This window comes from Streptomyces sp. NPDC097129 (assembly GCF_055668065.1).
Genome location: NZ_JBVOQE010000001.1, coordinates 498,336 through 513,335, shown reverse-complemented (window position 1 = coordinate 513,335; position 15,000 = coordinate 498,336). Strand labels below are relative to the sequence as shown.

Genomic DNA, 15,000 nt, shown 5'->3' with positions numbered 1-15,000 from the left:
GCGCCCGTGCGCGTCGCTCCGACTCACCCGCCCAGCGATCACAAGAGAAGAGAACCCACCATGACGAAACGTCAGTTGGCGTTCATCGGCCTCGGCAACATGGGCGGCGGCATGGCCCGGCGGCTGCTGGAGACCGGGCACACGCTGACCGTGTTCAACCGGACCGCGCACAAGGCCGCGCCGCTGGCCGAGGCGGGCGCCCGCCTCGCCGACGCCCCGGAGCGGGCGGCGGCGGGCCACCGCCTGGTCGTGCTCAGCCTCAGCGACGAGAAGGCCGTCGAGGAGATCCTGTTCGAGAAGGTGGTCCCGGTGCTTGCGCCCGGCACCGTCATCGTGGACACCTCCACCGTCTCGCCCGGCTACGCCCGCGAGGCCGCCGCCCGCCTCGCGGACAAGGGGCTGCGCCGGGTCGAGGCGTGCGTCGTCGGCAACCCGCTGCAGGCCCGCACAGGGGAGCTGCGGGTGTTCGCCGCCGGCAGGCCCGAGGACCTGGACGAGGCGCGCCCGGTGCTGGAGGCGATCGGCAGCGAGGTCGTCCACACGGGGGCGCCCGGCACCGCCGCGAGCCTGAAGCTCATCCTCAACCTGCTGCTCGGCGCCCAGGTCGCCGCGCTCGCCGAGGCCGTCGCCTACGGCACCGCCGCCGGCCTGGACCGCGATCAGCTGATCGGGGTGGTCTCCGCGAGCGGCTTCAGCTCGATGGTGATGCGGTTCCGCGCCGAGCTGATGCTCAAGCGCAGCTACGAGCCGGCCTTCTTCCGTTCCGAGCTGATGGAGAAGGACATCCGGATCGCGCTGGAGGCGGCCGCCGGGCACGGCACCGCCATGCCCGTCCTCGACGCGGTGCGGGAACGGTTCGTCGAGGTGCTGGCCGCCGGCGACGGGGACAAGGACGCGTCGGTGCTCGTCGAGCACCTGCCGCGGCAAGGAGGGTGAGATGGGACCGGGTGCCGGCCCGCGGCCCGAGGTGCTGGTGGCCGGCGGGGGACTCGCGGGACTGTCCGCCGCCGTCTTCCTCGCCCAGCAGGGCGTGAGCTGCCTGCTGGTGGAGCGGCAGCCGGAACTCTCCGGGCAGCCACGCAACCGCGGCGTCCATCCGCGCGCCATGGAGCTGATGCGGGCCGCGGGCGTCGAGGCGGAGATCCGCGCGACGCCCTCGGCCCGGCTGCTCGCGGGCAACTCGGGGGTGATCGCCGCACGTTCGCTGGCCGGCCCCGAACTGGGCGCGCTCGACGAGACGTACGTCGTCGACGTGGGCGCCGACCTGGGAGAGCTGTCGCCGGCCGGCTGGTGCCTGTGCCACCAGGGCGAGCTGGAGGACGTCCTGCGGGCCCGCGCCGAACGGCTCGGCGCCGACCTGCGCTTCCACACCGAGCTGCTCTCCTTCACCCAGGACGGCCCTCCCGGCGAGGAGATCACCGCCCGCGTCCGGGACGCCGCCGGCGCCGAGCGCACGCTCACGGCCCGGTACCTCCTCGCGGCCGACGGCGCGCACAGCGGGATCCGGGACGCCCTCGGCATCCCCTTCGCCGGGGACGTGCTCGGGACGTACGTCAACGTCCACTTCCGCGTCGACCTCACCGAGCAGCTCGCGGGCCGCCGGTTCCTGCTGTGCCACCTGTTCGGCGAGGAGGTGACCGGTGCGCTGCTGCCGCTGGACAACGCCACCGAGTGGCTGCTGCACCTCACCTACGACCCGGCCGTGACGGACGCCGCGTCCTTCACCAAGGAACGGTGCGCCGACCTGGTGCGGGCCGCCACGGGCGTGGGGGACCTCAGCCCGGAGATCCTTACCGTCGCCCCCTGGGAGGGTGCGGCGAGGACCGCGGACCGGTTCCGGGACGGGCGGGTGTTCCTGGCCGGGGACGCCGCCCATGTGATGCCGCCCAGCGGCGGCTTCGGCTCCAGCACCGGCATCCAGGACGCCCACAACCTCGCCTGGAAGGTGGCCGCCGTCCTGCGCGGCTGGGCCGGTCCGGGACTCCTCGACACCTACGACGAGGAGCGCCGGCCCGTCGCCCGGGCCACGGCCGAGCAGGCCGCGCTGCGCTCCCGGGACCGGCCCCGGCTGCTCGGCGGGCCCGGGGGACAGCGGCCCGCGGACCCGGACATCGTGGCCGACCTCCAGGTCTGGCTGTCCTGGCGCTACCGCTCCGGGGCCGTGAGCGACTGGGACGAGGGGGTCCTGCCCGGACGGGGCGTGTGGTCCGCGCGCATCGACGGGCGGGTGGGCGGCCGCGCCCCGCATCTGCGGTTGCGGCGGGACGGCACCGAACTGTCCGTGCTGGACCTGTTCGGCTCCGGGCCGGTGCTGCTCACGGGCGCGGGCGAGGGCGCGTGGCGGGCCGCCGCCGACGCCGTCGCACGCGACCTCCGCGTGCCGCTGACGGTGCACGCCATCGGGGACGGACTGACCGACGTCGACGGCCGGTGGCCGCGGCTGTACGGCGTCGGGGCGCAGGGCGCGGTCCTGGTGCGGCCCGACGGCGTGGTCGCCTGGCGCTGCGCCGACACGCCGATGTTCCCCGACCGGACCCTGCGTTCCGTCCTGCACCGCCTCCTCGCCCGTCCCACCGCCCCCGCGGGACCGGCCACCTGACGGCGCGGACCCGGGCCGAGGGCGCCGGCCGCGAAGGACACCCTTCGCGGCCGGCGCCTTTGTGCTGCTCCGCGCTCCCCGGCCCGGGCAGGGGCCGGCCCCCGGCCGCCGTGCCACGGCGGCCGGGGGCCGGCGCGCTGCTCAGTAGCGGTAGTGGTCCGGCTTGTAGGGGCCCTCGGCCGGCACGCCGATGTACTCGGCCTGCGCCGGGGTGAGGGTGGTCAGCTTGACGCCGAGGGCGTCCAGGTGGAGGCGGGCGACCTTCTCGTCCAGGTGCTTGGGCAGCACGTGCACCCCGACCGGGTACTGGCCGGTCCGGGTGAACAGCTCGATCTGCGCGATGGTCTGGTTGGCGAACGAGTTGGACATCACGAACGACGGGTGGCCGGTGGCGTTGCCCAGGTTCAGCAGCCGCCCCTCGGACAGCACGATGAGCGTGCGGCCGTCGGCCTTGCGCCACTCGTGGACCTGCGGCTTGATCTCCGTCCTCACCACGCCGGGCAGCTTCGCCAGGCCCGCCATGTCGATCTCGTTGTCGAAGTGGCCGATGTTGCCGACGATCGCCTGGTGCTTCATCCGCTCCATGTGCGAGGCCCGGATGATGTCCTTGTTGCCGGTCGTGGTGACGAAGATGTCGGCCGTCTCGACGACCTCCTCCAGCGTGGTGACCTGGTAGCCGTCCATCGCGGCCTGCAGCGCACAGATCGGGTCGATCTCGGTGACGATCACCCGGGCGCCCTGGCCGCGCAGCGACTCCGCGCAGCCCTTGCCCACATCGCCGTAGCCGCACACCACGGCGACCTTGCCGCCGATCAGCACGTCGGTGGCGCGGTTGATGCCGTCGATCAAGGAGTGGCGGCAGCCGTACTTGTTGTCGAACTTCGACTTCGTCACCGCGTCGTTGACGTTGATCGCCGGGAACAGCAGCGCGCCGTCGCGGTGCATCTCGTACAGCCGGTGGACCCCCGTGGTGGTCTCCTCGGTCACCCCGCGGATGCCGGCGGCGAGCGTCACCCAGTCCCGGCCGGAGTTCCCCAGCAGTTCGAGGACGATCCGGAACTCCTCGCTGTCGGCCGTCGACGGGTCCGGCACCGCGCCCGCCTTCTGGTACTCCACGCCCTTGTGGACCAGGAGGGTGGCGTCGCCGCCGTCGTCCAGGATCATGTTGGGCCCGTCGGCGCCCGGCCAGGTCAGCGCCTGCTCGGTGCACCACCAGTACTCCTGGAGGGTCTCGCCCTTCCAGGCGAACACCGGGACGCCCTGCGGGTTCTCGGGCGTGCCGTCCGGGCCGACGGCGATGGCCGCGGCGGCGTGGTCCTGGGTGGAGAAGATGTTGCAGGAGGCCCAGCGGACCCGGGCGCCGAGCGCCACCAGGGTCTCGATGAGGACCGCGGTCTGGACGGTCATGTGCAGCGAACCGGTGATCCGGGCGCCCTTGAGGGGCTGCGCCCCGGCGTACTCCCCGCGGATCGCCATCAGGCCGGGCATCTCGTGCTCGGCCAGTTCGATCTCCTTGCGGCCGAACGCGGCGAGGGACAGGTCGGCGACCTTGAAGTCGTCGTGGGACAAGGACATGGGGGCTCCAGTGGTCAGGCAGCGGTGAGCAGGGAAGAGGTCCGCCCGGGGACCAGGTTGCGGTGGATCTCCACGGCGGCGGACGAGCTGTTGAGGGTGATGTAGTGCAGCCCGGGCGCGCCCTCGGCGAGCAGCCGCGCGCCCATCGCGGTCGCGTGCTCGACACCGATGCGGTGCCCGTCCCCGGGGTGTTCGCGGGCCGCCAGCAGGCGGTCGGCGAGGTCCGTCGGGAAGGTGGCGTTGCTCAGCTGTGCGAACCGGCGGATCTGGTCGAAGCCGGTCGCCGGCATGATCTCGGGAATCACCGGGGTGCCGCATCCGGCCGCGGCGAGCCGGTCGCGCAGCCGCAGGTAGTCCTCCACCCGGAAGAACATCTGGGTGATGGCGAAGTCCGCGCCCGCCCGGCACTTGGCGACGAAGTGCCGGATGTCGCTCTCCCAGTCGGGTGAGCGCGGGTGCCGTTCGGGGAAGGCGGCGACGCCGACGGTGAACGCGCCGGCGCTCTTCAGCAGGGCGACCAGCTCCCCCGCGTGGGTGAGGCCGTCGGGGTGCGCCACCCACGCGCCGCGCGGGTCGCCCGGGGGGTCACCGCGCAGTGCGAGCACGTCCCGGACGCCGGCGTCGGCGTAGCGGCCGATGATGCGGCGCAGTTCGGTCCGCGAGTGGCCGACGGCGGTCAGATGGGCCACCGGCCGCAGGGTGGTGTCGGTGAGGATCCGCTCGGTGATGGACACCGTACGGTCGCGGGAGGAACCGCCGGCCCCGTAGGTGACCGAGACGAACGTCGGGGCCAGCGCCTCGACCCTGCGGATCGTCTGCCAGAGCCTGCGCTCCCCGGCGTCCGTCTTCGGTGGGAAGAACTCGAAGGAGAAGGTGCGTTCGCCTGCCGCGAGCGCCTCGCGCAGACCGGGCCGTCGCTGGGGCATGGCCTACCTCGCGTTGAAGTAGAGGGCTTCGGGGTGGTGCACGACGAGGGCGTCGGTGGACTGCTCCGGGTGCAGCTGGAACTCCTCGGACAGGACCACGCCGATCCGCTCCGGCCTCAGCAGCTCGGCGATCTTCGCCCGGTCCGCGAGTTCCGGGCAGGCCCCGTAGCCGAGGGAGAACCGCGCGCCCCGGTACCGGCACTGGAACATGTCCCGCACGTCGGCCGGGTCCTCGGCCCCGAAGCCCAGCTCGTGGCGGAACCGGGCGTGCCAGAACTCGGCCAGCGCCTCCGCCAGTTGCACCGACAGGCCGTGCAGCTCCAGATAGTCCCGGTAGGCGTTCGCGGCGAACAGTTCGGCCGCCGCCTCGGAGACCCGGTTGCCCATCGTCACCACCTGCAGGCCCACCACGTCCCGTTCGCCGGACTCCTCAGGCCGGAAGTAGTCCGCCAGGCACAGCCGCCGGCCGCGGCGCTGGCGCGGGAAGGTGAAACGGGTCACCTCGGAGCCGTCGCGGTCGTACACGATCAGGTCGTCGCCCTTGGAGTTGGCGGGGAAGTAGCCGTAGACCACGGCGGGCTCCAGCCAGCCCTCGGTCTGCAGACGGTCCAGCCACATCCGCAGCCTCGGCCGCCCTTCGCGCTCGACGAGTTCCTCGTACGACGGACCGCCCGAACGGGTCGGCTTCAGCCCCCACTGGCCCTTGAACAGCGCGTCCTCGTCCACCCAGGAGGCGTAGTCCGCGAAGGGGATGCCCTTGACGATCCGCTCGCCCCAGAACGGCGGCACCGGAACGGGGTTGTCCACCGCCACGTCGGAGCGCACCTGGCCGAGGTCGGGCTCCGGCTCGCCGGCCGCGGCCCGGGCGTGCCGGCGTGGGCGCAGCGCGGGCAGCGCGGCGCCGGGCACCCCGCGTCTGACGGCGCTGAGGGCGTCCATGAGCCGCAGGCCCTCGAAGGCGTCGCGGGCGTAGCGGACCTCACCCTGGTAGATCTCGTGCAGGTCCTGCTCGACGTAGGCGCGGGTCAGGGCGGCGCCGCCGAGGATCACCGGGTAACGGGCGGCCAGGCCACGGGTGTTGAGCTCCTGGAGGTTCTCCTTCATGATCACCGTGGACTTGACCAGCAGACCCGACATGCCGATCACATCGGCCCGGTGTTCCTCGGCGGCCTCCAGGATCGCGGAGACCGGTTGCTTGATGCCCAGGTTGACCACGCGGTAGCCGTTGTTGGACAGGATGATGTCCACCAGGTTCTTGCCGATGTCATGGACGTCGCCCTTGACGGTGGCCAGCACGATGGTGCCCTTGCCCGCCGCGTCGGACTTCTCCATGTGCGGCTCCAGATGGGCCACCGCCGCCTTCATCACCTCGGCGGACTGGAGCACGAACGGCAGCTGCATCCGGCCGGAGCCGAACAGCTCGCCGACCACCTTCATGCCGTTCAGCAGCGTCTCGTTGACGATCTCCAGGGCGGGACGGGAGGCGAGGGCCTCGTCGAGGTCGGCCTCCAGACCGGCCCGCTCGCCGTCGATGATGCGCCGCTCGAGGCGTTCCTCCAGCGGCAGCGCGGCCAGCTCCTCGGCCCGGGACTCCCTCACGGACGCGGAACTCACGCCCTCGAACAGGGTCAGCAGCCGCTGCAGCGGGTCGTAGCCCTCCCGCCGCCGGTCGTACACCAGGTCCAGCGCCGCCTCGCGCTGCTCCGCCGGGATCCGCGCGACCGGCAGGATCTTGGAGGCGTGCACGATCGCCGAGTCCAGCCCCGCCTTGACGCACTCGTCCAGGAACACGGAGTTCAGCACGGCGCGCGCAGCGGGGTTCAGACCGAAGGAGATGTTCGACAGGCCCAGCGTGGTCTGCACCTGGGGGTGGCGGCGCTTCAGCTCCCGGATCGCCTCGATCGTCTCCACGCCGTCGCGGCGCGACTCCTCCTGCCCGGTGGCGAGGGTGAAGGTCAGGCAGTCCACCAGGACGGCCCCCTCCTCGATGCCGTACTCGCCGGCGAGCTGCGCGATCAGCCGCTCGGCGATCGCCACCTTCCGCTCGGCCGTGCGGGCCTGGCCCTCCTCGTCGATCGTCAGCGCGACCAGCGCGGCGCCGTGCTCGCGGGCCAGCGCGGCGATCCGCCCGAAGCGGCTGTCCGGGCCGTCCCCGTCCTCGTAGTTGACGGAGTTCAGCACCGCCCGGCCGCCGAGGACCTCCAGACCGGCCAGCAGCACCTCCGGTTCGGTGGAGTCCAGCACGATCGGCAGCGTGGAGGCGGTGGCCAGCCGGCCGGCGATCTCCCGCATGTCCGCCACACCGTCGCGGCCGACGTAGTCCACGCACAGGTCGAGCAGGTGCGAGCCGTCGCGGATCTGCTCCCGGGCGATCTCCACACACGCCTGCAAGTCACCGGCCAGCATCGCCTCGCGGAACTTCTTCGAACCGTTGGCGTTCGTCCGCTCGCCGATCGCCAGATAGGAGGCGTCCTGCCGGAACGGCACCGACTGGTACAGCGACGCGGCCGCCGGCTCGGGCCGGGGCCGGCGCTGAGTCAGCTCGCGGCCCCGCACCCGTTCCACCACCGCCCGCAGATGCTCCGGCGTGGTGCCGCAGCAGCCTCCCACCAGCGACACGCCGTACTCGCGGGTGAAGGTGTCGTGCGCCGCGGCCAGTTCGTCGGGGGAGAGCGGATAGTGCGCGCCGTCCTTGCCCAGCACGGGCAGCCCGGCGTTCGGCATGCAGGACAGACCGGCCCGGGCGTGCCGGGCCAGGTAGCGCAGATGCTCGCTCATCTCCGCCGGGCCCGTGGCGCAGTTCAGGCCGACGAAGTCCACGCCCAGCGGTTCCAGCGCGGTCAGCGCGGCGCCGATCTCCGACCCCAGCAGCATCGTGCCGGTGGTCTCCACCGTCACCTGCGCGAAGACCGGCAGGTCCAGCCCCGCCTCGGCCAGCGCCCCCCGGCAGCCGAGCACCGCCGCCTTCGCCTGCAGCAGGTCCTGACTGGTCTCCACCAGCAGCGCGTCCGCCCCACCCGCGATCAGACCCGCCGCGTTGCGCCGGTAGCCCTCGCGGATCACGTCGAACGTGGTGTGGCCGAGCGTCGGCAGTTTCGTGCCGGGGCCGATCGAGCCCAGTACCCACCGGGGACGCCCGTCGCGTGCGGTATGGGAGTCGGCCACCTCGCGCGCGAGGCGCGCCCCGGCCTCGGACAGCTCGAAGACCCGCTCGGACATCCCGTACTCGCCGAGCGCCGCGTGGTTCGCGCCGAAGGTGTTCGTCTCCACGCAGTCCACGCCGACCGCGAAGTAGGCGTCGTGCACCGAGCGCACGATGTCCGGGCGGGTCACGTTCAGGACCTCGTTGCAGCCCTCCGCCTGCTGGAAGTCCGCCGGTGTCGGCTCCTGCGCCTGGAGCATGGTGCCCATGGCGCCGTCGGCCACCACCACCCGGGTGGCCAGGGCCTCGCGCAGCGTGCCGGGTGACTGTCCCATCACGCCACCCCCGCCAGGCCCGGCGCGATCTCGCCGGCCGCGTCGGGGCCGTAGGCGTCGGCGACGCGGGCCAGCAGCGCGTCCTGGGACAGCGCGTACTCCTGCGTGCCGACCGACTCCAGGACGGTGGTGGCCAGAGCGCAGCCGAGTCGCGCGGCCCGCTGGAGCGGCCAGCCGCGGGCGACGCCGGCGAGGAAGCCGGCCCGGAAGCCGTCGCCGACGCCGGTCGGGTCGGCGACCGCGCGCGCCGGCACCGCCGGCACGGTCAGCGCCGGCCGGCCGGCCCGCCGCACGACGACGCCCTCGGCGCCGAGGGTGGTGATCCAGGCGCCGACCCGGGACAGCACCTCCTGCTCCGTCCAGCCGCTGCGTTCCGTCAGCAGACCGGCCTCGTACTCGTTGGTGAACAGGAACCGGGCGCCGGCGACGAGCGAGCGCACCTCGTCCCCGTCGAGCCGGGCGAGCTGCTGCGAGGGATCGGCCGCGAAGTCCATCGCGGCGCGGCGGCAGTGCCCGGTGTGCCGGACCATCGCCGCGGGGTCGTCCGGGGCCACCACCACCAGGTCGAACCGCCCCGCCGCGGCCAGGTCGATCTCCCGCGCCTCGGCCATGGCCCCGGCGTAGAAGGTGGCGATCTGGTTCTGGTCCAGGTCCGTGGTGCACACGAAGCGGGCCGTGTGCAGGGTGTCGCTGATCCGTACATGGTCGACGACCACGCCGTGCTGCTTCAGCCACACCTGGTAGTCGGCGAAGTCCAGTCCGGCCGCGCCGACCAGCACCGGGCTGAGCCCGAGCCGGGCCAGCCCGAACGCGATGTTGGCCGCGACGCCACCGCGCCGCACCTCCATGCGGTCGGCGAGGAAGGACAGGGAGACGTTCTCCAGGCGGTCGGCGAGCAGTTGGTCGGCGATGCGGCCGGGAAAGGTCATCAGGTGGTCGGTGGCGATCGAGCCGGTGACAGCGATACGCACCGGTGCCTCCTCGGGTCCGTCGGGGATCGGGTGGTCAGGCGCGCGCGGCGGCGGCCAGCTTCTGCGCGCGGTCGGTGCGCTCCCAGGTGAACTGCGGCAGCTCGCGGCCGAAGTGGCCGTAGGCCGCGGTCTGCGCGTAGACGGGCCGCAGCAGGTCCAGGTCGCGGATGATGGCGGCCGGCCGCAGGTCGAAGACCTCCAGCACCGCGTGCTGGATCCGCTCCAGCGGGACGGTCTCCGTGCCGAAGGTCTCCACGAACAGTCCCACCGGCTCGGCCTTGCCGATGGCGTACGCCACCTGCACCTCGGCCCGGCGCGCCAGACGGGCCGCGACGATGTTCTTGGCGACCCAGCGCATCGCGTACGCCGCCGAACGGTCCACCTTGGAGGGGTCCTTGCCGGAGAACGCGCCGCCGCCGTGGCGGGCCATGCCACCGTAGGTGTCGACGATGATCTTGCGGCCGGTCAGGCCGGCGTCACCCATCGGGCCGCCGATCTCGAACCGGCCGGTCGGGTTGACCAGCAGGCGGTAGCCCTCCGTCCCGATCGGCAGCTCCCGCACGATCGGCTCCACCACGAGCTCGCGGATGTCGGGGGTCAGCAGGGAGTCCAGGTCGATGTCCGCGGCGTGCTGCGAGGACACCACCACGGTGTCCAGGCGGACGGCCCGGTCGCCGTCGTACTCGATGGTGACCTGCGTCTTGCCGTCCGGGCGCAGGTACGGCAGCGTGCCGTCGTGCCGGACCTCGGCGAGGCGGTGGGCGAGCCGGTGCGCCAGGGAGATCGGCAGGGGCATCAGCTCCGGGGTGTCGTCGCAGGCGTACCCGAACATCAGGCCCTGGTCGCCGGCGCCCTGCCGGTCCAGGTCGTCCACCTCGTCGCCCAGCCGGGCCTCGTAGGCGGTGTCGACGCCCTGCGCGATGTCCGGGGACTGGGCGCCGAGGGAGACCGAGACGCCGCAGGAGGCGCCGTCGAAGCCCTTGGCCGAGGAGTCGTAGCCGATCTCCAGCACGGCCTCGCGCACCAGCGTGGCGATGTCGGCGTACGCCCTGGTGGTGACCTCGCCCGCGACGTGCACCTGACCGGTGGTGATCAGGGTCTCCACGGCGACCCGGGAGGTGGGGTCCTGGGCGAGCAGCGCGTCCAGCACGCTGTCGCTGATCCGGTCGGCGATCTTGTCGGGGTGGCCCTCGGTGACCGACTCCGAGGTGAACAGACGACGTGTCACGGGAGATGCTCCTTGGGTGTCGGTGATGGTGTCGGTGACGGGCTCTCAGCGCGGCGGCGCCGGGGCGGCGGGCCGGAGCTGGTGCACGACCTGGGTGAGCCGCATCTCGCCGCCGGCCCGGAACGGCTGCAGCTGGCGGCGGTTGTCGACGTGCGCGGCGCTGAGCTCGAAGGCGCGGAAGGCACGCTCGTCGGTCCAGTCGGTGATGACCCAGTAGACGCCGCCGTCCTCGACGTCCCGGACCAGCGCCTGGCCCAGGTTGGCGGGCTCCGCGGCGATCCGGGTGCCGATCTCCAGCCAGGTGCGTTCGAACTCCGGCTCGGCGCCGGGGCGGATCTCCATCCTGAGCAGCACCCGGAAGGGCGGGCGCGGACCGGCGCCATGGTCCATGGCGTATCTCCTCACGGTCGGTGACTCGGCCGGGGAACCGTTCCAACACCCCATCGAGGAAGGCTCAAGCCCTGAGCCAGCGCCGCGCCGACCGCCCCTTCACCGGCCGGCCCGTCGCCGGGTGGTCGGCCCGTCGCTCGGCGGCCGGTGGCCGGCTCGTCCGTCGCCGGTTGGGCGGTCCGGGTCGCTGCGTCACCGCCCGGCCCGGCGCGGCCGATCCGTCGCCGGCCGGTTCGGCGCCGGTCGGGCGGGTGCTGTGCGGTCGGTCGCCGCCCGGCCCCGCGGCCGGTCCGTCACCGGCCGGTCCGTCGCCGGTCGGGAGGGTGTTGTTGGGTCGGTTACCGGGACGGTCGGCCCGCCGGGGCCGGTTGGCCGTCGGCGGGTTGGTCGCGGCCGACGGGTCACCTGGCGGCCGCTCGGCCGGTCCTCGCCCGTTGGGCGGTCCTGGTCGGTCGCCCCCCGGCCCGTCGCGGCCGATCCGTCACCGGCCGGTTGGTCGCCGACTCGGCTGTCGCGGCCGGTGGGTCACCTGGCGGCCGGTGGTCGGCCGGTTCGTCGCCGGTGGGCGGTCCTGGCCCGTGGGGCACCTGGCGGCCGGTGGCCGGCCGGTCCGTCGCCGGCTGGGTGGACCCTGCCGGTCCGTCACCGGCCGGTCGCAGCCCCGCCCGTCGTCGGCCGGTCTGCCGCAGGCCGGCCGATACCAGCCCGGTCCGCCGCAGGCCGGCCGTCGCCCGCCCGCCCCCTCGCCCGGTCTGCCGCAGGCCGGCCGATACCAGCCCGGTCCGCCGCAGGAAGGCCGTCGCCCGCCCGCCCCCTCCGCAGGTCGGCCGTCACGCGCCCGGTCCGCCGCAGGGCGGCCTCGCCCGGTCCGCCGTAGGCGGGGCCGGTGGCCGCCTCGGCCGGCGGCCGGGCCGTCACCAGGCGAGTACCTGGTCGCCGCGGCGGAAGGTGCCGGTGGGGCCGTCGTCCGGGAGCAGGGCCGCGTCGACGACGTCCAGCGCCGCCTCCTCGGCGCTGCGGCGGCCGTTCGGCATCATCCGGGTGCGGGTGGGGCCCGGGTTGACGGCGTTCACCAGTACGCCCGTGCCCTCGGTGCGGGCGGCGAGCATCTGGGTCAGCCCGTTGAGCGCCGCCTTGGAGACCGCGTAGCCGGGGCTGCCGGTGAACAGGCCGTTGCTGAACGAGCCGGTGCCGCTGGAGACGAACACCACCCGGCCCCATCCGCGTTCGACCATGCCGGGCACGAACGCCTGCGCCACCCGCCAGGAGCCCAGCAGGTTCACCTCCAGGGTCCGCCGCACCACCTCCACCGGCACCGTCAGCGGATCGCCCGCACCGTCCTCCAGCAGCACACCCGCGTTCCCGACCAGGACGTCCACGGGACCGACGGCGATCCGGGCCCGGTCGACGCTCGGCGCGCTGCTCACGTCGAGGCCGAACCCCTCGGCGCCCGCACCCAGTTCCCGCGCCGCGTCCCGCGCGGCCGCCTCGTCCCGCGCGGTCACCACCACCCGCAGCCCCCGCCCGAGCAGTTCCGCGGCCACCGCCCGGCCCAGCCCCCGGTTGGCACCGGTGACGAGCGCCACCCGCTGATCCGTCATCGCGTCTCTCCCTCCACTGGCCACTGCCGACGCCCGGAGGATGCCGCCCGGCCCTCGATTCACGCTGGTGCCCAGGGGGTCGGCGGCCCGCTCCAGCGGGCTTCGAGGCCGGTGCTGAACCATCCAGGGCGTCCCGTCATCAGGAGAAAGGACTTGTCGGTGACGACTCACACTTCTGCTGCGGATGTGTCCAGCCCCGAGGGTCTCATCCGGCTCGGTACTGCCTTCTGCGATGCAAAAATCCTGCTCAGCGCTCTGGAACTGGACGTCTTCTCCACGCTCGCCGAGAAGCCGCTCACCCTGCCGGAGCTGTGCGACACGGCCGGCCTGCACCCGCGCGGCGCCCGCGACTTCGTCACGGCGCTCGTCACGCTCGGCCTGCTGGAGACGGACGGCGACCGCTACCACAACAGCACCGCCGCCGACCGCTTCCTGGACCGCGCCAAGCCCTCCTACGCCGGAGGCTTCCTGGAGCGCGCCAACTCCATGCTCTACCCGGCCTGGACCAACCTGACGGCCGCGCTGCGCACCGGTGAGCCGCAGGTGAAGGGCAAGGAGGGCGACATCGTCGCGCAGATGGCGGACAGCCGGGAGCACCTCGACCAGTTCCTGGCCATGATGGACTCCCTCAACAGCCAGGTCGCCCCGAAGCTGGCCGCGGCCTTCGACTTCACGGCCCACCGCACCTTCGTGGACATCGGCGGCGCCCGCGGAAACCTCTCCGCGCTGATCATCGCCGAGCACCCGCACCTGACCGGCCACGTCTTCGACCTGCCCCACGTCGCGCCCGCCTTCGACGAGCACATGAAGCGCCTGGGCACCCAGGACCGGATCCGCTTCACCGGCGGCGACTTCTTCCAGGACCCGCTGCCCTCCGGCCAGGTGCTGATCATGGGGCATGTGCTGCACAACTGGTCCGCCGAGCAGCGCCTCGGCCTGATCCGCAAGGCGTACGAGGCCGTCGAGCCGGGCGGCGCCCTGCTGGTGTACGACCGGATGGTCGACGAACGGCCCGCGGACCTGGTGAACCTGCTGATCAGCCTGGACATGCTGCTGGTCACGCACGGCGGCTCCGAGTACTCCGTCGAGGAGTGCCGCGGCTGGATGACCGAGGCCGGCTTCGCCCGGACCGAGGCGAAGGTGCTCAGTCAGACCGACTCGCTGGTCATCGGCCACAAGGAAGGATGACCCGCCATGCGGCTCGGGATCAACCTCGTGCCCGAGGACTGCGGTCGCACCGCGCAGGAGGCCGAACGGCTCGGCTTCGACGTCGTCGCCGCCCCCGAGGGCTTCCGCTCCGACGCGATCTCGGTGCTCGGCTGGGTGGCCGCGCACACCAGCCGGATCGGCCTGCTGTCCACCGTCATCCAGATCCCCGCGCGCACCCCGGTCGCCATGGCGCTGGCCGCGGCGACCCTGGACGGCCTGTCCGGGGGGCGGTTCCGGCTCGGACTGGGCATCTCCAACAGCCATGTCACCGAAGGCTGGCACGGCGCCCCCTTCGCCAGGCCCCTCGCCCGCACCCGGGAGTACGTCGAGATCGTGCGCCGCACGCTCGCCCAGGAGCCGGTGACGTATCCGGGACGGCACTATCCGCTCCCGCTGCCCGGCAGCGACGCCGGCGCCTTCCGGCTCCCCGGCCCGGTCCGCGCCGGCCTGCCCGTCTACCTGGCGGCGGTCGGCCCCCGCAGTCTGGAGCTGGCCGGGGAGATCGCCGACGGCTGGGTGGGCGTCTTCTGCACGCCCGACCACGCCAAGCGGGCCCTGGACGCGCTGCGCACCGGACGCCGGCGGGCCGGCAAGGAGATGGACGGCTTCGACGCCTTCGTCTCCGCGCCGGCCGCGGTCGCCGACGACGTCCGCCAGGCCGCCGAACCGGTCCGGCCCTACGTCGCCCGGTTCATGAGCCTCGGCGACCGGGAGAACAACTTCTACTTCCGGCTCGCCGCGCAGATGGGCCACGAGTCGGCGGCCGAGCAGGTGCAGGACCGTTTCCGGGCCGGTGACCAGCGGGGCGCGGCGGAGGCGGTGCCGCTGGACTTCATCGACTCCACCTCGCTGCTCGGGCCGCCCGCCCGGATCTCCCGGCGGCTGACGGAGTTCGCGGCGGCCGGGGTGACCACCCTCGGGATCTCGCCGTACGCCGCCACGACGCAGCAGCGGATCGCCGTCCTCGAAACCGTGGCCGAGGCGCACCGCCGGGCCGGGCTGTCCGCGGGGGAGAGGTGAGCCG

The 15,000-nt window shown here is 73.5% G+C and carries 11 protein-coding genes; 4 read left to right on the top strand and 7 right to left on the bottom strand.

The features are described from left to right. Positions 1 to 6 precede the first annotated feature (6 nt). Both AC0B9F_RS02275 and AC0B9F_RS02270 read left to right on the top strand, forming a co-directional pair. Complete coding sequence (locus AC0B9F_RS02275) at positions 7 to 936, top strand: NAD(P)-dependent oxidoreductase (protein ID WP_471998324.1); 930 nt, start codon at positions 7 to 9, stop codon at positions 934 to 936. 1 nt (position 937) lies between these two features. Then, the gene (locus AC0B9F_RS02270; protein ID WP_471998323.1) at positions 938 to 2,599 is read left to right on the top strand and encodes an FAD-dependent monooxygenase; all 1,662 of its coding nucleotides are present in this window, start codon (positions 938 to 940) and stop codon (positions 2,597 to 2,599) included. Between the two features lie 141 nt (positions 2,600 to 2,740). Here AC0B9F_RS02270 and ahcY read toward each other — a convergent pair whose 3' ends face one another. The 7 genes from ahcY to AC0B9F_RS02235 form a co-directional block, all read right to left on the bottom strand. Further along, complete coding sequence (gene ahcY / locus AC0B9F_RS02265; protein WP_471998322.1) at positions 2,741 to 4,174, bottom strand: adenosylhomocysteinase; 1,434 nt, start codon at positions 4,172 to 4,174, stop codon at positions 2,741 to 2,743. Positions 4,175 to 4,188: 14 nt separating this feature from the next. Then, positions 4,189 to 5,100: a methylenetetrahydrofolate reductase [NAD(P)H] gene (metF, locus tag AC0B9F_RS02260; RefSeq protein ID WP_471998321.1), complete on the bottom strand. Its 912-nt coding sequence runs from the start codon at positions 5,098 to 5,100 to the stop codon at positions 4,189 to 4,191. Between the two features lie 3 nt (positions 5,101 to 5,103). After that, the gene (gene metH, locus AC0B9F_RS02255; RefSeq protein ID WP_471998320.1) at positions 5,104 to 8,577 is read right to left on the bottom strand and encodes a methionine synthase; all 3,474 of its coding nucleotides are present in this window, start codon (positions 8,575 to 8,577) and stop codon (positions 5,104 to 5,106) included. Then, on the bottom strand, positions 8,577 to 9,548 hold the full coding sequence (locus tag AC0B9F_RS02250; protein ID WP_471998319.1) for a carbohydrate kinase family protein: 972 nt from the start codon (positions 9,546 to 9,548) through the stop codon (positions 8,577 to 8,579). The genes metH and AC0B9F_RS02250 overlap by 1 nt, the downstream gene beginning before the upstream one ends. Positions 9,549 to 9,582: 34 nt before the next feature. Next, positions 9,583 to 10,776, bottom strand: coding sequence for a methionine adenosyltransferase (metK, locus tag AC0B9F_RS02245; protein WP_471998318.1), 1,194 nt, complete (start codon positions 10,774 to 10,776; stop codon positions 9,583 to 9,585). A 45-nt stretch (positions 10,777 to 10,821) separates the two neighbouring features. Further along, positions 10,822 to 11,166, bottom strand: coding sequence for an antibiotic biosynthesis monooxygenase family protein (locus tag AC0B9F_RS02240; RefSeq protein ID WP_471998317.1), 345 nt, complete (start codon positions 11,164 to 11,166; stop codon positions 10,822 to 10,824). A 914-nt stretch (positions 11,167 to 12,080) separates the two neighbouring features. Next, the gene (locus tag AC0B9F_RS02235; RefSeq protein WP_471998316.1) at positions 12,081 to 12,767 is read right to left on the bottom strand and encodes an SDR family NAD(P)-dependent oxidoreductase; all 687 of its coding nucleotides are present in this window, start codon (positions 12,765 to 12,767) and stop codon (positions 12,081 to 12,083) included. A 159-nt stretch (positions 12,768 to 12,926) separates the two neighbouring features. Here AC0B9F_RS02235 and AC0B9F_RS02230 point away from each other — a divergent pair, with 159 nt between their 5' ends. Then, the gene (locus AC0B9F_RS02230; RefSeq protein ID WP_471998315.1) at positions 12,927 to 13,955 is read left to right on the top strand and encodes a methyltransferase; all 1,029 of its coding nucleotides are present in this window, start codon (positions 12,927 to 12,929) and stop codon (positions 13,953 to 13,955) included. Positions 13,956 to 13,961: 6 nt separating this feature from the next. Next, on the top strand, positions 13,962 to 14,996 hold the full coding sequence (locus AC0B9F_RS02225; protein WP_471998314.1) for an LLM class flavin-dependent oxidoreductase: 1,035 nt from the start codon (positions 13,962 to 13,964) through the stop codon (positions 14,994 to 14,996). The last annotated feature ends 4 nt before the right edge of the window (positions 14,997 to 15,000 follow it).

Coding starts and splice junctions, on each gene's coding strand:
- metF (WP_471998321.1), bottom strand. CDS start 5,100: ATGCCCCAGCGACGGCCCGGTCTGCGCGAGGCGCTCGCGGCAGGCGAA.
- AC0B9F_RS02225 (WP_471998314.1), top strand. CDS start 13,962: ATGCGGCTCGGGATCAACCTCGTGCCCGAGGACTGCGGTCGCACCGCG.
- AC0B9F_RS02270 (WP_471998323.1), top strand. CDS start 938: ATGGGACCGGGTGCCGGCCCGCGGCCCGAGGTGCTGGTGGCCGGCGGG.
- metH (WP_471998320.1), bottom strand. CDS start 8,577: ATGGGACAGTCACCCGGCACGCTGCGCGAGGCCCTGGCCACCCGGGTG.
- AC0B9F_RS02240 (WP_471998317.1), bottom strand. CDS start 11,166: ATGGACCATGGCGCCGGTCCGCGCCCGCCCTTCCGGGTGCTGCTCAGG.
- AC0B9F_RS02235 (WP_471998316.1), bottom strand. CDS start 12,767: ATGACGGATCAGCGGGTGGCGCTCGTCACCGGTGCCAACCGGGGGCTG.
- ahcY (WP_471998322.1), bottom strand. CDS start 4,174: ATGTCCTTGTCCCACGACGACTTCAAGGTCGCCGACCTGTCCCTCGCC.